15 protein-coding genes and 1 riboswitch are annotated in these 18,929 nt (G+C 39.8%); of the genes, 9 read left to right on the forward strand and 6 right to left on the reverse strand.

Annotation, left to right across the window (positions count from 1 at the left end; translation table 11 throughout):
• The first annotated feature begins 611 nt into the window (after positions 1–611).
• The gene (locus tag SPD53_RS08275) at positions 612–1,094 is read left to right on the forward strand and encodes a transposase family protein (protein WP_156856547.1); all 483 of its coding nucleotides are present in this window, start codon (positions 612–614) and stop codon (positions 1,092–1,094) included.
• Between the two features lie 171 nt (positions 1,095–1,265).
• On the opposite strand, the gene SPD53_RS08280 is transcribed toward SPD53_RS08275, so the two are convergent.
• The 6 genes from SPD53_RS08280 to SPD53_RS08305 all read right to left on the reverse strand — a co-directional run bounded on the left by SPD53_RS08280 (position 1,266) and on the right by SPD53_RS08305 (position 9,207).
• Positions 1,266–1,964, reverse strand: coding sequence for an ECF transporter S component (locus SPD53_RS08280; RefSeq protein WP_442946184.1), 699 nt, complete (start codon positions 1,962–1,964; stop codon positions 1,266–1,268).
• Positions 1,928–3,580: an ABC transporter ATP-binding protein gene (locus SPD53_RS08285; RefSeq protein ID WP_336252242.1), complete on the reverse strand. Its 1,653-nt coding sequence runs from the start codon at positions 3,578–3,580 to the stop codon at positions 1,928–1,930. The genes SPD53_RS08280 and SPD53_RS08285 overlap by 37 nt, the downstream gene beginning before the upstream one ends.
• Positions 3,562–4,440 carry an energy-coupling factor transporter transmembrane component T gene (locus SPD53_RS08290; protein ID WP_336252243.1) on the reverse strand — a complete coding sequence of 293 codons (879 nt, stop codon included), beginning with the start codon at positions 4,438–4,440 and terminating at the stop codon, positions 3,562–3,564. Before SPD53_RS08290 ends, SPD53_RS08285 begins: the two co-directional genes overlap by 19 nt.
• A gap of 14 nt (positions 4,441–4,454) precedes the next feature.
• On the reverse strand, positions 4,455–5,306 hold the full coding sequence (locus tag SPD53_RS08295) for a DUF4430 domain-containing protein (protein ID WP_336252244.1): 852 nt from the start codon (positions 5,304–5,306) through the stop codon (positions 4,455–4,457).
• Between the two features lie 371 nt (positions 5,307–5,677).
• Positions 5,678–8,146 (reverse strand): DUF4430 domain-containing protein, encoded by a 2,469-nt coding sequence (locus SPD53_RS08300; protein ID WP_336252245.1) that lies wholly within the window; start codon positions 8,144–8,146, stop codon positions 5,678–5,680.
• A 145-nt stretch (positions 8,147–8,291) separates the two neighbouring features.
• Positions 8,292–8,476, reverse strand: a riboswitch (cobalamin riboswitch).
• Positions 8,477–8,745: 269 nt separating this feature from the next.
• Complete coding sequence (locus SPD53_RS08305; protein ID WP_156856542.1) at positions 8,746–9,207, reverse strand: GNAT family N-acetyltransferase; 462 nt, start codon at positions 9,205–9,207, stop codon at positions 8,746–8,748.
• A 426-nt stretch (positions 9,208–9,633) separates the two neighbouring features.
• Between SPD53_RS08305 and SPD53_RS08310 the strand changes: the two genes are divergently transcribed.
• From SPD53_RS08310 to SPD53_RS08350, 8 genes are all read left to right on the forward strand, one after another.
• A complete protein-coding gene (locus tag SPD53_RS08310) occupies positions 9,634–11,907 on the forward strand; it encodes an ATP-binding cassette domain-containing protein (RefSeq protein ID WP_336252246.1) in 2,274 nt (757 codons plus the stop codon).
• Between the two features lie 126 nt (positions 11,908–12,033).
• Complete coding sequence (locus tag SPD53_RS08315; RefSeq protein WP_336252247.1) at positions 12,034–12,909, forward strand: YitT family protein; 876 nt, start codon at positions 12,034–12,036, stop codon at positions 12,907–12,909.
• 225 nt (positions 12,910–13,134) lie between these two features.
• Complete coding sequence (locus tag SPD53_RS08325; protein WP_156856539.1) at positions 13,135–13,878, forward strand: GTP pyrophosphokinase; 744 nt, start codon at positions 13,135–13,137, stop codon at positions 13,876–13,878.
• A gap of 408 nt (positions 13,879–14,286) precedes the next feature.
• On the forward strand, positions 14,287–14,829 hold the full coding sequence (locus SPD53_RS08330; RefSeq protein WP_156856538.1) for an NADPH-dependent FMN reductase: 543 nt from the start codon (positions 14,287–14,289) through the stop codon (positions 14,827–14,829).
• 780 nt (positions 14,830–15,609) lie between these two features.
• On the forward strand, positions 15,610–16,452 hold the full coding sequence (locus SPD53_RS08335) for a Rossmann-like and DUF2520 domain-containing protein (RefSeq protein WP_336252248.1): 843 nt from the start codon (positions 15,610–15,612) through the stop codon (positions 16,450–16,452).
• A complete protein-coding gene (gene panB / locus SPD53_RS08340; protein ID WP_188857914.1) occupies positions 16,449–17,276 on the forward strand; it encodes a 3-methyl-2-oxobutanoate hydroxymethyltransferase in 828 nt (275 codons plus the stop codon). The genes SPD53_RS08335 and panB overlap by 4 nt, the downstream gene beginning before the upstream one ends.
• A gap of 27 nt (positions 17,277–17,303) precedes the next feature.
• A complete protein-coding gene (panC, locus tag SPD53_RS08345; protein ID WP_156856535.1) occupies positions 17,304–18,152 on the forward strand; it encodes a pantoate--beta-alanine ligase in 849 nt (282 codons plus the stop codon).
• Positions 18,153–18,421: 269 nt separating this feature from the next.
• Positions 18,422–18,694 (forward strand): hypothetical protein, encoded by a 273-nt coding sequence (locus SPD53_RS08350; protein WP_156856534.1) that lies wholly within the window; start codon positions 18,422–18,424, stop codon positions 18,692–18,694.
• The last annotated feature ends 235 nt before the right edge of the window (positions 18,695–18,929 follow it).

Genomic DNA, 18,929 nt, shown 5'->3' on the forward strand with positions numbered 1-18,929 from the left:
TGTAAACGCCTAAATAATTGGCGGTTACAAAGAATAATAGTCCAGTGGCAAAGGGGAATTGTCTTTAAATCTAGTAAAGAGGCTCGAACAGTCAAACTTTATTGTAGAAAAGGTAAATTCCGTTAATTATCAAATAGTATAAAATAGATAGGAACAAAAATACAGTGTCTAAACTACTGGATGAGGCAATTTAGATAGGTAATAGGTAATTCAGATCAGGAAAATTAGATGGTAGGCTCGTTGGTCCGCGATTTGACACAAAGGAAGGGAACACGCAAATCTATTTGTTAAGAAAAATTGGGTATTCGGATTATTGTGTGGAATTCGTCCTGTTTAGATTTTAATTTATTTCTTACATTATATTACAAGACTAATGAAGTTTTACTATCGGCGTGATTGCTGCAATAATTATCATTGGTGTTTCTATATGGGCAAAATCTTGGACAGTAATTATTATCATGGGATTTTTAATGCTACCCAATTATTTATTGAATCTTACTCGATTGCAAGAGTAAACACAGGTGATTATAAGTGTTATCATCACTTATGGTGGAATTGGTATTTACCTTTGGATATTATCCAAACTGGAGAAAAGTAATTGATAACTAATTATGATTAATCTACCAAACTTTAAGATTCTGGATATGAAGGAAAGTGCACATGATTATAGATTCTTAGTTGAGTCTACTGCTTTATCTCCTTCTCATTGTCCAAAATGTGGTACCGTTGCAAACTTATATAAACATGGTAAGAAACAACAGCTATTTTTCGACCTGCCAATGCACGCAAAACGGGTCGGCATTTATGTCAATCGCCAACGATATAAATGTAGGGAATGTAATGAAACATTTTTTGAAGATTTACCAGATATGGATGTCAATTGTTCTGTTACTAATAGACTAATAAATTGGATTCAAGAAACCAGTCTGGAAAAACATTTACCAGTGTTACGGAGGAAATTGGCGTTGACGAAAAGACTGTACGAAACATCTTTAATGACTACGTTGCTGAACTTGAAGCGCAAACTGATTTTAGAATTCCTAAATGGCTTGGTATTGATGAAGTTCATTTGCTTAAAAATTACCGTTGTGTAATTACTGATGTTTTTATCTGCAGAAAGTTCCACTAATGTTTCTGCCACAGCTTTATACATTAAATCGTAAAGTAACTTTTGGCTATAATAAATTACTACACTTCAAGTGTCTGTCGGTTGTTATCAAAGATTGATAACGACGACCGACACTTCGTGATCTCGTTTCTACCCTTCAATCTATCCCATCTTCCTGAAAAACACCATACTTCTCCTTAAATCGGTTCAAAGTCTTGATCCAAATCGTACTGAACAAGAAAAGGAAAAAAACGTTAGATAAAGCGTGGGCTAGATCGAAAAAGAAGCTCTGTGTGTTCAATAAAACAAATGTCTCTAGTGTCAGATCCCCAAATCCACTGAAGAATATCCACATATTCATGACCCAGCCAAATATAAATCCAACGATGAAGCCGTAGATGAGGCGCCAAGCCATGTGTTTCATGAAGAAGGTATTTGCCAGTAAGCCGGCAATGAATCCGGCCATTCCCCAACAAACCATTTGCCACGGGGTCCACGGACCTTGGCCGAGCACCATGTTGGAAATAAGCGCTGCTGAAGCTCCGATGACTAATCCGCTTTGGGGGCCAAGGGCAATCGCAGAAGCAATGATGACAAAGGTCGTCGGCTGGACACTCGGCAGTGCGGCGAAGGGAACCCGCGATACACCTGCAATCGCTGCTAATACTGCGAGCATGACCATTTCTCTGCTTGTCATACTTTTCCTTGAGAAACGAATGATGGATGGAAGCAGAATCGCGATAATAAATAGAATACTAATTAATAAATAATGCTGAACAATAAATTTTGGAAAAAAGACTAATAGTAAAAAGAAAATTGCTACACCGATGAAGGTAATGCCTTTTTCATTTGCCAACTTATCTTTGCCTCCTCCACTGTAACTACTGTCGGAACTTGGCTATCCTTTGTAATCCGATTGATCATGGTCGTATAATAGTCATTATCTTTGAAAAAGGCAGTCGTATCTTCAGTAACGATTACCTCCCCTTGGAACAGCATACTGCACCTTGTCACATGCTTTGCTGCAAATTCAACGTCATGGGTGACCATCATAATCGTGACACCTGTACGCTTGATTGCTTGAATAATGGAAGCAAACTCCTCTTTGAAAGCTGGGTCCATTCCTTTTGTCGGCTCATCCAGTAATAAAATTTGTGGATTTCCAATCAAAATGCCGACAAGTGCTGCCCGCTGCAATTCACCGCCACTTAAATCATATGGATGTCTGTCTAGTAAAGCTTCCATCTTAAATTCCTTTATAAGATTATGTACCTCTGTTTCTGACTTCCCGTGTTTCTCTGCTAGAGCAGTATATTCTTCCTGTAATGTTTCATGTAAAAAGTAGAGCTTTGGATTCTGTGGTAAATAGCCGATCAGCTTCCGGTCGATTTGTTTTACCTTCTTACCTTTATATCGGATTCTTCCATGTTGGGCCGTAAGAAGGCCAGCGATAATTTTAAGCAGGGTCGATTTTCCAGTGCCGTTTCCGCCTAATATGGCTAACCATTCTCCCTCTTGAACGGTTAAGGATAAATTATTTAATACTGGTTCTGTATGCTTTGAATAGCTAAAGTCGATTTCCTTTAGCTCAAGCAAAGGCTTTTCCGGCTTTACCTGTTCTTCCTGTTGTGACTGATTCGACGTAATATCCATTCCCTTTAACCATTGCTTGGCTTCCTTTACATGGAAGGGGATGGCAGGCGTTTTTGGGATGCCTGTAAATGCTAAATATAACTGAGAAGCTTCTGGTAAGTAGGCCGTCATGTTTTCAGCTAATAACGAAAGAGCTTTCCGCGGGCTTTCGGAAAATTTAATTTCTCCCTGTTCCAGCACGACAATTCGGTTAGCTAGGGAAAATAATTCATTTAACCGATGTTCGACAATGATGATCGTAATGCCCAATTCATCATTTAACTGCTTTAATAAATACATAAAGTTTTTCGCAGCAATTGGATCGAGCTGTGCAGTCGGTTCATCCAGTATTAATATTTTCGGATCAAGCAAAAGAACGGAAGCGAGGTTGATTTGTTGTTTTTCTCCACCGGATAGCTCGCTTGTGTCTTGCTGCAATAAATGATTGAAGCCAAAATAATGGACGATTTCCGCTGTTTTCTTACGCATTTCATTGGTTGAAAAACCTAGATTTTCCATGCCAAACAGCAATTCGTCCATTACGTTGCTCATGACAATCTGATTCTCCGGGTCTTGAAAAACCATCCCGATATCTTTTGCTAATGTGACAGTCTCATGTTGCTCGAGTGGAATGCCTTGATAGTAAATCTCACCGCTCCGTGTCCCGTGAAGATTCAGTTCCTGCTTCATGAGGCGGATGAGTGTTGATTTTCCGCTCCCGGAAGGCCCACATAGAACAACAAAATCACCTTCATGAACGGTGAAGTTAATATCTGTTAACGCTTGCTCGGAGGAGTTCGGATAAGTGAAATTTAAATTTCTCATTTGAAGAAGTTCCATTTGATGACCTCCTTGCCTTCCCTCCAAATCGGTAAACTGATAAGTAAAATCCAACTAAGAAGATACAACCAGCTGTATCCCTGTAACATGATAGATTCCAATTCCGGTGTCAGCATAAGTATCGTTTTATTGCTCTTCCAACCGATTAGGGTCAGCAGACTAAGTAGAAGAAGAAAAACGAGCACCGCCCAATCCTGAGACTTCCAGAGATAAGCTTCATATTGACTTCTTTTCTGTAAACCATACCCGCGCGCAGACATGGAATCAGCGGTTTGTACTGCTTCTTCAAGCGAGTAGGTTAATAGAATTTGGATAAATAACATGCCATTTTGCGCTTTCTCTCGTAATTTTCCATCTTTCATGGAAACACCCTTCATTTCCTGCACGTCCTGAATATCCGCCAATCGTTTGCGAAATAGCGGCATAAAGCGAAGGGCGAGCATAAGAATCAACGCCCATTTCGGAAAGAATTTTGAAAAAAGATAGAGAAACTTATCGGACGTAATGACAATATTAAAGGTTGTAAATAAAGCTAATATCCCTGACAAGGTAAGAGCGATCATGGCACCTTGAATGACCGCTTCCAAGTAAAAGGCCCGCGAAAAGAGTTCAAAGAGCACAATATTCCCTTGCTGGTTAAAAAGAGGTGTGAACACAAAAACGAACAGAGCTAAAAAGATAATCATGTATTTCCATTTATTCAGCTCGACCCCTTTATCAAGGATAAGATTCACAAAAATAATAGAAAGGAGAGCTGCGGTTAAAAAAATCGGATGCTGATTCATCATCAAACCGGCAATAACAATGATGTAGTAGAGCAATAGGACAAATGGGTGAAAGGAACGGAATCCTCTAAGCATGTATCATCCATCCTTTAATCTTCCAAGTAATTCTTTGTGTATCTCCAGTGCACTTTATACCCGTCAAAAATCTCATAGGCATCAGCACTTCGCGGAATCATAATTCCTTCAACGAAAACATTCCAGCCACTAAGCGGACCTGCATCAAATTCACCGAGACCACCGATGCTTTTTACATAAGCGGTTGCCCCAGAACCGGTATAATCAACACTAATCCCTTTACTGTTTAATGCACGTAATGTAGCGGCAAGAGCTGTTTCACCGTCCGTAATTTCAACTTCAGTCGGTGCTAGATTTGGTCCGTTTAAGTCACCTGGACTTTCAACCGATACGAATGCTGTAGTTTTGGGAGCAGGTTTTGATTCTTCTTTCGGTTTAGGGTCGGAGTTAGGTTGTTTTTTCTTAGGCTGACTAGGTGTATTGGTATTTTTGCTATCGCTCGATTTAGATGTACCCGTATTTGCAGACTGCTTATTGGAGTTTCCCGCTGAATGGTTGGTATGATCCTTTTGCTGATTGGTATTAGGTGTTGACTCATTTGAATTAGTAGATTCATTCGTTGATTGGTTTGCGTCCGTCTTGGTTGTTGTCGATTCGCTGTCCGTATCCTCCGATGCATCTGCAACTGTACTTTCTTTCTCTTCTTTCTTGGTATTTTCCTCTGATGCTTCACCCTCCACTGCATCTTCATCATCAGCTTCTTCAGTGTTAGAACCAACTTTGATTAATTCTTTCGTTTCCATAGAGATTGCCGATGTTGGAATAACTGATATCTTCTCCACTTGGATGGCTGCTTGCTGGCCACCACATGCCACAAGTAGAATCAAGGAAAAGGTGATAAGGGCTAAACGGAATAGCTGTTTCATAACAAACATCCTTTCTTTAAAAAGGGTAGGATAATCCGCTGGAAGTCAGCGGATTATCGCATAAAGTGAAACTTCAATCAGTGGGGGTTTCCTTCCCCCCACTGATTGTTAGTTGAACAGAATCAGGTATTTACGGACTGTTTACCCCACCTTCACATGTTGGATTTCCCTCCTGTGTAGAGGTGGGGGTATTACAGACCGTTAATACGTGATAAAGTGAAACTTCAATCAGTGGAGGTTTTTCTTCATCCCCACTGATTGTTAGTTGTACGAATCGGGGTGTTAGCGTCCGTTATCTCCCATCTAAACTTTTTCGAAGACCCTAAAGTTTTGAGGTGGGAGTTTTACGGACGGTTACACCGGGATAAATATTACTCTGTAACTTTATTTCTGCGCTTGATATACAATAGAGCACCGGCTGCGATTAGGATGAATCCTAATGCCAAGAGATTAAACATGTTTGTTGCTGTCATTGGTAGTTTTTTACCTTTTTTATCTTTGTCATTATCTACTGGTGGCGGGGTTGCTCCGTCTTTATCATCGTCGGCAGGATCTTTCTGTCCTGTATCATGTTTAAATACTCCAAATGTGCTAAGGTGATCGGTTGTTAGGGTGACAAATCCTGCTGTCGGATCATAAGTGCTGCCAGATAAAACGTCCCAGCTTTCCGTTTCTTCATTGAAATGGAATGCTTTTACTTGGTTAGCATCGAGGCCTTTCACTGCGTCTGCGTCAGTTGCTAAGCTAATGATAATATCATGATCAAACTCGGAAACAATCGTTCCATCCACGGTTAAGGTAAAGTCATAGACAGCACCGATTGCCTCTGCAACATCTTGTTCAGCGAGATTGACTTCAATTGTTTCACCAATTTCACGTAATTGTTTCACTACAGGAACAGGAATCGTGATGATCGTATCTCCGTTAATAATAATGAGTGGCTTGTTTGCCTGAACAAGGTGGTCGGCAGCTTCAGCTTCTACCGCAACTGAAAAGTTAGCTAATTTGTCTGTATGATCTGGTGTTACAACGACAGCATGTTCGTTTTCATATTGGTGCAGGTTGTCTTTTGTTATGATAACTTTATTCGGATCGTCAGATGGATTGTTTTTATCTTTGTCACCATCGTTATCCCCGTTATCACCGTCATCCTCGTCATCGCCAGGCTCTTGCGGATCTTCTTTCTTATCAAACTTAAACACTGGACCAGTACCGTTCTTGAATTGATCATAGGCAACTAATGCTAATGCCCCTTGGTTGATTGCGAAAACACTTGAAACATCATCTTCCGGTAAATGTTTAAAGCTGCCATCTTCCATTTGGAAGCTGATGAGGTGTTCTAGTAAGTTTCCGCCAGATTTTGTAAAGGCATCGCTTGTTGCGTCAACTCCGACAGCGGACAGGCCGATAATAACCATTGCAGCGGATTCCGCTGAGTATCCGCCATTAAACACTTCATCGTATCCGCCTTTATCCCCTTGTTGTTTGCTCATAGCTTTAACTGCTCGGTCAAGTGCAGCCTTCACGTCCGCATCATCCGCATAAGCGCTTAAAGCAAGCAGGCCCATCCCAGTAATATCCGGGCTTGGTCTTTCACCAAAGAAGGACCAGCCGCCTGCATCCAGCTCCATCTCAAGGAATGCTTCAATGATGCTGTCCCGTGTCCAGTCTGTACCTTCTGGGGTGGGATAATTGAAACTATCAATTGCGAGCAAGCTATAAACGAGTTGGTTACTTAATGGCATTTTTTCATTCAGTAACATCTCAATCAAGTTGATGCCGTTTATATCTGTTGCATCATACCCGGCAGAAGTTAAGATAATAATGTTTTTTGCAATTTCTGTAGCATTCCCTGAGTAATCATCATTGATGGAAGCGGCTACTTCTTCGGCCATGTCATTTGAAACATCAGCACCAGCAGAGTGAAGGGCGGAGAATCCGTACCAGTCCATTTCAGCTGGATTGGACGAGAGATAATTGATTACAGCTTGCAGGGCTTCTGTATAATCTTTATCCGCAACTACCTGTTCTTTATCTTTTTTCTTATCTTTTTCATTTACAGGTGGCTCTTCTGATTTCTCATCTTCTTTATCAGCCGGTTCTTCCGGTTCACACGAGTCATCGACGACAAGTTCAAGCGTGTCGCCATCTTTAACCGTATGACCGAGTAACCCAACTTGCATCATGTCGCCATTCATATAGGTCGACCAGTATTCACAATCTCTTTCTAATGGTTCACCTAAGTAATTCACAAATGTTAAGTATTCGGAATCAACGCTCACATCTACTTTTACATTTTGATTTGCAGCAGCTTTAATTAGAGCGTCATAGGCAGTCGTGTATTGTGGCATGGATACAGTAGTTTCTGTAATAACTGTCTCCCCATTTGCATCTACTGCAGAAACCGCAACATCAAATACTTGAGGTTCGGCTGCAAGGTCTGTAAGAATAAATTGAATATTATCCCCGTTCGTTACTTCAGTTGAACTTGCTCCCATGTCTTGGAATAGACCATTCACATAAAAGGACCAGAAGTTCGATTCGGGATCAGCAGCTACTCCGCCAATACCCGTAATCATCTCGCCAAAGTCATAGCTGTCCCATTCGAGTTGATCATCTACTTCTCTAATCACATCAAAGGCAGTATCCCCATTTGAAATTTCCACTGCTATAGTGTCTAATACTGCAGAACCATCTTCATCAACAGCGGAGATGGTGACAGCATTCTCCAAGTTTGCTGCATTTACGGTTTGCAGGCCGAATAATCCAGATTGCGAGAGAAATAGAATGGCAGTCATCACCACGATAAACAGTTGCTGTAATCTACTATTTCGAACCATTTGTGTACCCCCATCTTACGTATTTTTACCAATAAAAAAACATCTCTACCTTTAGAGATGTATAACAAAGCAAGCGTTATCAATCATGGATCAATCCATAATACATAACTACTATCAGCCACACCTCCTATCCTCGTAGGTTTATAAATTGGCGCTAAAATAGGCAGGTCTCCTGGCTTATGTTCATCGCTCTCCATTGCCTTCCCATAATAAAACAGTGGCTTATGAATGAAGAACTCGCATTTACAGTGGCGGGACCGCGCCGGATTTTCACCGACTTCCCTTTTCATGATTTTAAAATAAAAATCAACCTATTTTTTCGCATATTTAGTTGTTGAAAGGGGAGAAAAAGTTTCTCCAGATACTATGTATAAACTATGACTTAAGTATAGCAAAAATTATGAGTTTGTCTATGGGAGGAAAGAAAAGGACTTTCTTCATTAACAATTCAACTAGCTGCCGATATAAATAATGTACCCACGCAATAGCTGCTCAATTTGATAACGATAAAGGTTAGTGAATCCATAGTTAACTAATATTATCAATCAAATGTTTGTTTTAACAAATTCTCATTTATATAGTGCTAGATTCAGGATTTGTTACAGTTTTAATTTCATGCCCTCGTGCGTTGCTCTAAATCCTAATTGTTCATAGAATCGCCGTGCCTCTGTTCTTTTTTTATCAGTCGTAAGCTGGATCAAATGACAGCCGCGTTCTTTTGCTCGTTCGATTGCCCATTGAATTAGCAGCTTGCCCACACCTTGTCCACGTGCGGAAGCAGATATCCTGACACCTTCAATCGTTGCACGCCAGCCTCCTTGGTAAGTGATGGAAGGCGTAAAGGTGATTTGCTGCACTCCGATGATCTCCTTGCCAATACACGCTACAATCAATTCATTATTTGGATCTGAATCAATTGCAAAAAAGGCTTCTCGATAACGATTTGGGAGAGGTTTTTCGTACTTCTCCCGAGAAGCACCAAGTACATCATCCGCAAGCAAGGCGACGATACGTTCCAAATCCTCTACGGTTGCTTTCCTAAAACTAATGTCAGATTCCATTCTCATTTCCCCCCCAGTTTATTGAGAAATTCCTATATAATATTTATTTTCACTATAAGTATATAGAAATAGCCTAATTACTCAACTTTAAAGATTGAAAAATTGGCCTTTCATCACTATTCATGAGTTTCGTATCTGGGATAAATTCATCGATGTATTCATCATCGCCGTTTTTTAATTGGTAATCCATCGGGATCTCTTTTACATTTTTTAAAAAAGAGGGATTTTCAAATACTAATTGAAAACTTAACCTGACTTTATTGGCATCTGAAAAGTGCTTATCTAGCGTTATCCTAATTTCATGCACTTATCAGAATCAGGGGCTTTTTTTATTACAAAAATACTGCTCATCATATTTTTTACCTATACTATTAGAGTGTGATAATATTAGCATTGGTTAACGGTTAAAGGAGCGAGGGCGATAACATGTCAGCAAATAAAGATGAAATCATATTACGAGGATTAAAAGAAAATAACTTGAAAAATATAGATTTGAATCTGCCAAAAGAGAAGATCATCGTTTTCACAGGCCTTTCCGGTTCTGGAAAAAGCTCAGTCGTCTTTGATACATTAGCTACCGAGAGCAGAAGACAGATGACATTGAATTACCCTCACTATGTCCGGAATCAAATGCCGAAGTTTGAGCGTCCCCAAGCTGATCTTATGCAGAATTTAAGCCCGGTTGTTGTCGTGGAACAGCGGCAAGCAGGAGGAAATTCACGTTCAACGGTCGGCACGTATATGGATATCCATCCATTGATTCGCTTATTGTTCTCTAGGATTGGTGGACCGACAATTGGCTCTGCGACTGACTTTTCTAGTCAAAGTGCGTTCGGCAGTTGTCCGGAATGTAGCGGCTTTGGCGAGGTCATTGCACCAGATTTGAGAAAAATTGTAGATGAAGAGAAGTCACTCCGGGAATACGCGGTAAAATTTAAACCATTATCTCCTTCTGGCTGGCAAGGTAGATGGATGATGACATGCGGTTTATTTGATCCGGATAAACCAATCAAAGATTACCCGGAAGACAAGCGTCGTCTGTTATTATATGGCCCGCCAAAGGGGAAGAAAGTGAATGCACCCTTTCATACAAAACACGGACCACAACCCCATGATTGGGACGGAATCCTGCCCCGTTTTACACGGCTTTACATTAACAGGGATATTTCCAAATTGAAAGGAATCACCCAAGATGATGTCCTTGCGATGTCGACACGTTCCCTCTGTCCAACCTGCCAGGGATCAGGGCTGAATCCAAAAGTGTTGCAAAGTAGAATAAATGGTTTAAATATCGCGGAGTATGATCAATTGGAGCTAACGGACGTTCTAAAAGAATTACAGAAAATAACCGACCCACTAGGAGAATCAATTGCCCAGCAGGCCATTCCACATGTAGCCCAACTTGTTGAAATGGGGCTAGGCTATTTGAGCCTATCAAGAAAAATGGGCACATTGTCTGGTGGTGAAGCGCAAAGGGTAAAAATCGCCAGGCATTTAGGAAGCAGTCTCAACAATATTACATATATTTTCGATGAGCCGAGCGCAGGGCTTCATCCGGAAGAAGTGGAAATGTTGCTTAACATGTTACACCATATTAAAGCTCAGCATAATACGGTTATCGTGATCGAACATGACGTATCGGTAATCAAGGCAGCGGACGAGATCATTGAGATGGGACCAGGGGCTGGGGTTCATGGTGGAAAAATCGTTTACCAGGGCAAGTTGGAAGGGTTGGAAAATTCAGGGGCCGCAACCAGTCTAAATGAAAAAATAAAAATCAATCAAAATCCCAGAAAGCGAAATGAGTTTTTCACAATAAACAAAGCGACGAACAATAATTTGAAAAATATAAGCACAAGCCTTCCGAAGTATACGTTAGTCTCCGTCTGTGGTGTCTCCGGTTCTGGTAAAAGTTCTCTTTTGACGGAAGCATTTACGGAACAGTACCCTGAAACAATTACGGTTGGGCAAGGAAGTATCGGTATTTCCAGCCGTTCAACCTTAGCAACCTACATGGGAATCATGGATGATATCCGTGGTATATTTGCAAAAGAAACGGGACAGCCAGCAGGATTGTTTAGTTTCAACTCGTTAGGTGCCTGTCCCGTTTGTAAAGGAAAAGGGGTTGTCATGCCTGACGTGGCATTCGCGGATCCAGTAACGATTTCTTGTGAGGCATGTGGTGGGACGAGGTATTCAGATGAAGCCTTATCTTACCGCTACCAAGGTAACAATATCGTGGAAATATTAGCGCTAACGATTGACGAGGCGCTCGACTTTTTTAGGATGCCGAAAATCATCAAGCGCGTGAATACGTTAAAAGATGTCGGGTTAGGCTATCTAACCTTAGGACAGACGACAAGTTCACTAAGCGGAGGCGAAGTCCAGCGATTGAAATTGGCAAGCCATTTACAAAAAGAGGGGCAAATTTATTTATTGGATGAACCTTCTTTAGGACTGCATACGAAAGATAATAATAAACTTCTTGATGTATTCCAGAAGCTTGTGAACAGAGGGAATTCTGTTATCATCATTGAACACAATCTAGACTTTATCGCGGCAAGTGATTGGGTGATTGAGATGGGTCCAGGCGGAGGAAAAGAAGGCGGTCAGATTATATTTGAAGGAACACCGGAAGCAATGTCGAAAGCTCGGACTGTGACAGCGAAATGGTTGCAGGCTGGTATTGGAGAAAAATGAATAAAACGTGGTGTTCATGGGAAAGTGATGAATACCACGTTTTATTTCACTTTACCTACTTCGGATAAAGAATTGACAAACGAACAAAATAGAATCAAACATCTAACTGTGGAAAGAGGAAAATAAATGAGTACAACCACGAAGCAACAGAGAATTACAAAAATAAAAAAGATATTACGGGCATTGGCAGTTGTTATAGGAGCTTTTATCACAGCGTATGGACTAGAGTCGGTACTCATCCCTAACAACGTGTCTGACGGAGGAGTGACAGGTTTAAGTATCGTTGCTTCTCAATTATTCGGTTTGCCTCTAGGCATTTTACTTGCTGTATTGAATATCCCATTCATTTACTTAGGATATAAACAAATAGGAAAAAGCTTTGCCATATATTCGGTGATTGGCATCGCCTCTCTTGCATACGGGACAAGCATTATGCACCATATACCAATCATTGTTCAAGGGGATACATTATTAATAACCGTTGTAGGTGGTATTATCATCGGTTTCGGTATCGGCCTGGCATTACGAAATGGTGGAGCATTAGATGGGATTGATATGTTAGCAGTATTACTTTCCCGGAAATTACCATTTGGCACAAGTGACCTTATCTTATTTTTAAATTTATTTGTATTTGTGATTGTTTCTTTCGTTTTTGGTTTACAAGGGGCTTTCTTATCAGCAATTGCATATTACATTGCATCTAGAGTAATTCCCATTGTTGAAGAAGGCTTAAGCGGTTCTAAAACATATAAAATCATCACGAGTCAACCAGACATAATGGCGGAAACGATCCGTGACCGTTTAGGTCGGATGGCAACTTATAATCTCGTTGAAGGCAGTTATACAAATGGAAAATTCAAAGAAATCACTTGTATTATTAATCGCTTAGAGGATAGTAAAATGAAGGAAATCATTTCTGAAATTGACGAAAATACTTTTGTCGTTGTGTATGATGTAGCAGAAGTGAAAGGTGGGACATTTAAGAAAAAAGATATTCATTAGTAAAGGAAAGGTATTGCAGCAGGAGCAGTTGTTACGAAGGATGTTGCGGCAAATGCGGTGGTTGCAGGAGTTCCGGCAAAATTTATAAAGGAAGTTGAAGGAGTAAAACAGGAGTGAACTACCACTCCTGTTTTTAACATCTTTAATTCGGGTTATTTCTAACAATCCTGCTATAATATAAATATATTCATCTATAGTGCATTCTAGAAAGAAAGGAATTTTTATATGATTAATAACCTGGAAGCCTTAAAAAAGGTTAGAAGTGAATTAACCCGATTTATGATGACTTACCAGTTCGGCTTGTCCGAAATGAATACGAAATTGACCATCCTCCAGGAGGAATTCCAACATATCCACGACTACAATCCGATTGAACATATTAAAACACGTATTAAATCTCCTGAGAGTATCATGAAGAAGATGTATCGGAAGAATATTCCTATATCAACGGAATCGATAAAGCATAATATTATGGATATCGCTGGAATCCGTGTTGTCTGTTCCTTCATTTCCGATATTTATCGGATCAGTGAAATGATAGAAAATCAAAAAGACGTTACAGTCATTGAAAAGAAGGATTATATTAAGAACGCGAAACCAAACGGTTATAAAAGCCTACATTTAATTGTCTCGGTGCCTGTATTCATGTCTGACCGGATTGAAGATGTCTATGTAGAAATTCAAATCCGGACTGTCGCCATGGATTTCTGGGCAAGCTTGGAACATAAGATATACTATAAATATGATAGTCTCGTTCCAGAACGGTTAACGAAAGAACTGACGGAAGCAGCTATGGTAGCTAATGACTTGGATGAAAAGATGGAGCAACTGCATAACGAAGTCAGTCATATTAAAGATCAGAACAGTCGAGAGCAGGACCTCAATTTTTTAGATTTGAATGAGGATAGATTATATTTGCCGATAAATTTTTTACGGGATTTCATTAGGGATGCCGAAGAGGAGAAATAGGTAATTTTTAAGGGTGCGTGGAGGGATAATTTCCTGGGTGCGAAGGTTTAGGTTTTTGTCGTTCAAAGGATGAGGAAGGATGAGACGCTACTCCTAAACATCTGAAATCCAGTCATCTTCGAGCTTTCGGTTAATTAAAAGGTCTTTAACCGCTCGAAAGAATACCAACTTGGATTTTTCGTTCGATTAAAAGGTCTCTAATCGCTTGAAAGTGTATCATCTCCATAAATTAGGTCGATTAAAGAGCTTCTAAATGCCCGAGGACGTACCGGCCTAAGCATCTTCAGGCGATTAGAATGCATCTAATCCATCGAAGCCCAGTGCCGTCCCATTTTTCAGATGATTAGAGACATACTTATAGACACTCAAGCACGATCTCTGAATCAAAGAGGAAAAGAGGTAGATAGAATGAAGCTAGTAGGAGTTTCGGGCGCGCTCGCAGGCGGGAAAACAGCAGTTGCGGTTGAAGCAGTGTTAGCTGCTGCCCGAGTGCATGACCCGACGATCAAAACGGAATTAATTGATTTACGGGAATATGACATTGAATTCGCAGCGGGTCTTCCTTTATCTGCATACAATGAAGATACATGGAATGTGGTGAAAAAGATTCAAGCTGCAGATTTTCTCGTGTTTGGTACACCGATCTATCAGGCATCCCTTTCCGGTGCGCTAAAGAATTTGCTCGATCACTTGCCTGAATATGCGTTTCGTAATAAAGTGACCGGGATGGTTGCGACCGGTTGGACGAATCGGCATTTTCTTGTTTTAGAATATCATTTAGGCTCGATACTTTCTTATTTCAAAGGACTGATTCCAACTGGGAACGTGTTTATTCATAATGAAGCTTATGATATTGAGAGTGATGAACTAATCGATGATCGGATTTACGAACGAATTGGGCAGCTTGCGGAAGAGATGATTTATTTGCAGCGAGGGATTATGAATAGATAAGTATTCAAATGATCAGAGCAGTTTAAGTCATTTTTATAGGAGTCAATGATGTATTTAGGGATTGATAGCGAAGAAACATTCATCAAACGTACTTTAATGGGTGCGATGGAGAAATTTCTGAAATGGGAAAGCGGTAGAAGTTTTGATTCATATTGAACACAGGTTGCGGCGCTTGCTCTAAAACTCGAACTGAAAAAATAGCAAATGACGGTAAAATAATTAATAAATGAAGTTATCGGTCTAAAAGAGCCTACAGGTACTTTAAAAGAAGAAATCTCTGATATAAAAATTGATTTACATGAATAAATTTCTAATAAGAATCTAGACTTCATGTTCTCAGGCTGTCAAGAAATCTTGACAACCTATTTTATATCAAATAGATGGTAATGACTGTCATCTATTTAGATAAGGATAATTGTATAGGCTTTTATTATCATTTTTTAATCTCTGCTATGAACGATAATTTCCAAAAGAATAAAAAATTCATGTATAGAGTCATTATTAATAAATATATGGCCTACTATTTCATATTCAGAAGATCGGGGAACTCCTTTTTAGTTTCTAAAAGACTATCATCTCTGCATCTCCCCGTAAATCTAATCTCCTCTGCTTTTTCAAGGCTATTAGAAAGAAAGGATATATGATGAAAAATCTATCTTTATTATCTGTGATAAAGTCTAAGTATTTCAATGTTTCCCCCATTTATAGTTGCTTATTTAGGTCATTATTCGCTATCATATAGGAAATACCACAAGACAGAATTTTACTAGGGGGGTGCTTATGAAGATTGGATTTATTGGAGCAGGGAAAGTAGGAGTATCCCTCGGAAAGTACTTAACTGAGCACAAAGTAAAAGTGACAGGATATTACAGCAGAACCCTCAAGTCATCGATAGAAGCAGCTGAATTTACAAATACTAGAGTCTATGAAGATGTTAGATTTTTAGTCGAAGATAGTGATGCTATTTTTATAACTGTACCAGATGGCGCTATATCTAAGGTATGGGACGAATTGAAAGTGCTTCCAATAAAAGATAAGATCATTAGTCATTTTAGTGGTTCTTTAAGTTCGGAGGTTTTTTCGGATAGTAGTCGTTACAGTGCATTCGGTTATTCGATCCATCCCCTTTTTGCAATTAATGATAAGTATCATTCTTTTAAAGAGTTGTCGAAAGCAGTTTTTACCATCGAGGGGCATGAGAAGTACTTGAACGATCTGACCGGTTTAGTTGAAAGCTTCGGGAACGAGGTAAGCGTGATTCAAGCTGCGGACAAAACTCGGTACCACGCATCTGCAGCTATGGTCAGTAATCTTTATGTCGGTCTCGTAGCCTTAGGTGAGAAAATGCTTGTTGACTGTGGTTTTACACCAGACAAAGCGCACCGGGCACTCGCACCACTTATTCAAGGAAATACGGAAAATATTCTTTCCTACGGGACAACGGATGCACTGACAGGACCGATTGAGAGAAATGATCTTGGTACCATTTTAAATCATTTGCAAGTCTTACATCCACAGGAAAAGGAAGTTTATAAAGCTCTATCAGGACTGGCTCTAGAGGTAGCGGAGGAGAAACATAAAGACAGGGACTATAAAAAAATCAAAGGGGTTATCAAAGAATGAAAAATACAGTGACGTCATTCCAGCAACAAAAAAATGCAGGCGATAAAATTACGATGCTTACGTGCTACGACTATTCGATGGCAAAGTTGATGGATCAAGCTGAAATTAATATGTTATTGGTTGGGGATTCGCTTGGACAAGTTATGCTTGGATATGAAAATACACTGCCTGTTACAATAGATGATATGATTCACCATACAAGGGCTGTTGCTAGAGGAGCAAGCAAGGCTTTTGTTTTAGCAGATTTACCATTCATGTCTTATCAAATTTCCGTTCAGGATGCTGTATTAAATGCAGGCAGATTAATAAAAGAAGGCAGGGCGCATGGTGTAAAATTGGAAGGCGGTACAAAGGTTTGCCCACAGATTAAAGCCATTGTAGAAGCATCCATTCCAGTTTGCGGGCATATCGGTCTAACCCCGCAATCTGTTAATGAATTTGGCGGGTTTAAGGTGCAAGGGAAAACCGAGGCTGCTGCTAGACAGTTAATCGCGGATGCTAAAGCAGTAGAGGCGGCGGGAGCATTTATGATCGTGTTAGAAGGCGTGCCTGCAAAACTAGCAGAAATCGTCACCAAGGAAATAAATATTCCAACAATCGGAATAGGCGCGGGCCCGGGGTGCGACGGACAAGTGCTTGTATATCAAGATATGCTGGCAATCTTTTCGGATTTCACGCCAAAGTTTGTCAAACAGTTTGCACAAGTAGGGGAAATCATGCAACAAGCATTCCGGGATTATATAACCGAAGTCAAAGAAGGATCGTTTCCTGCTAAAGAGCATACCTATACTGTTTCCGATGAGGTCATTGATAAATTATATTAAGGAAGAAAATTAAAGGAGTTAAGTATAATGCAGATTGTATCAACCATTAAGGATGTTAAAGCTGTTGTGAAAAAGTGGAAAGAAGAAGGGCATACAATTGGCTTTGTACCGACGATGGGATTTTTGCACGAGGGACATGGAAGTCTTATTACTGCTGCAAGAGAAGCAAATGAAAAGGTTGTAGTTAGTATTTTCGTAAATCCAATGCAATTTGGGCCAAATGAGGATTTTGATAGTTATCCCCATGACTTGGAGAGAGATAGTAAGATTTGTGAAAATCTAGGAGTGGACCTTATTTTCCACCCAACACCAGAAGAGATGTATCCGCAAGATTTTTTTACGTATGTTGATATGTCTGTACTAACCGAAGAACTCTGTGGATTAAACCGTGAAGGTCATTTTCGCGGGGTATGTACGGTTGTCAACAAGTTATTTAATATTACACAGCCAGACCGTGCTTATTTCGGAGAGAAGGATGCACAACAATTGGCCATCATCAAACAAATGGTAAAGGATTTATGTATGAATGTTGAGGTCATTGATTGTCCGACTGTTCGTGAAGAAGATGGTTTGGCGAAGAGTTCTCGTAATACATATCTTTCTCCTGAAGATAGAGGGGCAGCATTGATTGTAAGTGATACTATTTCCCTTGGCGAAAGCTTGGTAAAAGAAGGGGAAACAAATGCAGAGAAATTGATTGCTGCAATGGAAACGCATCTCAAAACAGAACCAAAGGCTAAAATTGAATATGTGAAGGTAGTTGATGGGGAGACGCTGCAGCCAATTTCAACTATTAGACCGGGAGTTTTAGTTGCTATAGCGGTGCATATTGGAAAAACAAGACTGATTGATAATTTTAGTGTTCGTAAGTTATAGACTTAAATTGAAAATGTACAATAAAAGAAAGGACATAACGTATAGATGATTAATCGTTATGCCCTTTTTTAACCAGCTCAACAGTTAATTAATACGTAAATCGAGAGTAACGGGACTGCGAACCCCAAGGAGAAAGCTGCACGTACGCTGAATAAAAGTAATTACGAATTTACTTTTTTATTTCCAGGTGTGTTGAGTTAATAACAATCAAATCCTTTGGTTAAGCTAGTATTAATAATAGCTTAACTAAAGGACTCTGAGGTGATGATATGTTACTGTCAGGAGAGATTATATCTGGAGAATTTGACGGCAATGCGAATGAGTTTTCTATACAAAAAGTAAAACACTTCACGACACAAACAACGATAAATGAAAAACAGTTAAAAAGTCTTTATCATTATCTGAAAAAACATCAAGATGATGCAGAAGGCCATGTCATTACGCTATATGACCAATTGCCTATCCGATTGAATCGGGAAGAAATAAGCCTACTTGCGGGTGACCTTGAAAAAGTGCAGGAAATGTATCTTGACACATTCTGAATGACCGCTTATAATGAAGAAGATTTTTAATAAGAGGGAGTATTATTGAGAAAATGAGACAACATCCTAACTTTGAACCGATAATTGAATATGGTCAAAGCCTCTGATTTGCGTTGCAGAGTGATTGGGATACGTCTGTCCTTTATCATAATCATAATGTCAAATTATGAAAAAAGTTATATACCATACAATGAACTCTACGGATAATTCAATTCAGGTGGTGGAAAGGCGGCTC

Source organism: Oceanobacillus sp. MO10714A, assembly GCF_037072045.1.
Taxonomy (GTDB): domain Bacteria; phylum Bacillota; class Bacilli; order Bacillales; family Amphibacillaceae; genus Oceanobacillus; species Oceanobacillus indicireducens.

What these genes read in the sequence shown, in the direction of transcription:
- SPD53_RS08275 (WP_156856547.1), top strand. Translation starts at nt 612, where the DNA reads ATGATTAATCTACCAAACTTTAAGATTCTGGATATGAAGGAAAGTGCA.
- SPD53_RS08285 (WP_336252242.1), bottom strand. Translation starts at nt 3,580, where the DNA reads ATGGAACTTCTTCAAATGAGAAATTTAAATTTCACTTATCCGAACTCC.
- SPD53_RS08290 (WP_336252243.1), bottom strand. Translation starts at nt 4,440, where the DNA reads ATGCTTAGAGGATTCCGTTCCTTTCACCCATTTGTCCTATTGCTCTAC.
- SPD53_RS08295 (WP_336252244.1), bottom strand. Translation starts at nt 5,306, where the DNA reads ATGAAACAGCTATTCCGTTTAGCCCTTATCACCTTTTCCTTGATTCTA.
- SPD53_RS08300 (WP_336252245.1), bottom strand. Translation starts at nt 8,146, where the DNA reads ATGGTTCGAAATAGTAGATTACAGCAACTGTTTATCGTGGTGATGACT.
- SPD53_RS08305 (WP_156856542.1), bottom strand. Translation starts at nt 9,207, where the DNA reads ATGGAATCTGACATTAGTTTTAGGAAAGCAACCGTAGAGGATTTGGAA.
- SPD53_RS08310 (WP_336252246.1), top strand. Translation starts at nt 9,634, where the DNA reads ATGTCAGCAAATAAAGATGAAATCATATTACGAGGATTAAAAGAAAAT.
- SPD53_RS08315 (WP_336252247.1), top strand. Translation starts at nt 12,034, where the DNA reads ATGAGTACAACCACGAAGCAACAGAGAATTACAAAAATAAAAAAGATA.
- SPD53_RS08325 (WP_156856539.1), top strand. Translation starts at nt 13,135, where the DNA reads ATGATTAATAACCTGGAAGCCTTAAAAAAGGTTAGAAGTGAATTAACC.
- SPD53_RS08330 (WP_156856538.1), top strand. Translation starts at nt 14,287, where the DNA reads ATGAAGCTAGTAGGAGTTTCGGGCGCGCTCGCAGGCGGGAAAACAGCA.
- SPD53_RS08335 (WP_336252248.1), top strand. Translation starts at nt 15,610, where the DNA reads ATGAAGATTGGATTTATTGGAGCAGGGAAAGTAGGAGTATCCCTCGGA.
- panB (WP_188857914.1), top strand. Translation starts at nt 16,449, where the DNA reads ATGAAAAATACAGTGACGTCATTCCAGCAACAAAAAAATGCAGGCGAT.
- panC (WP_156856535.1), top strand. Translation starts at nt 17,304, where the DNA reads ATGCAGATTGTATCAACCATTAAGGATGTTAAAGCTGTTGTGAAAAAG.
- SPD53_RS08350 (WP_156856534.1), top strand. Translation starts at nt 18,422, where the DNA reads ATGTTACTGTCAGGAGAGATTATATCTGGAGAATTTGACGGCAATGCG.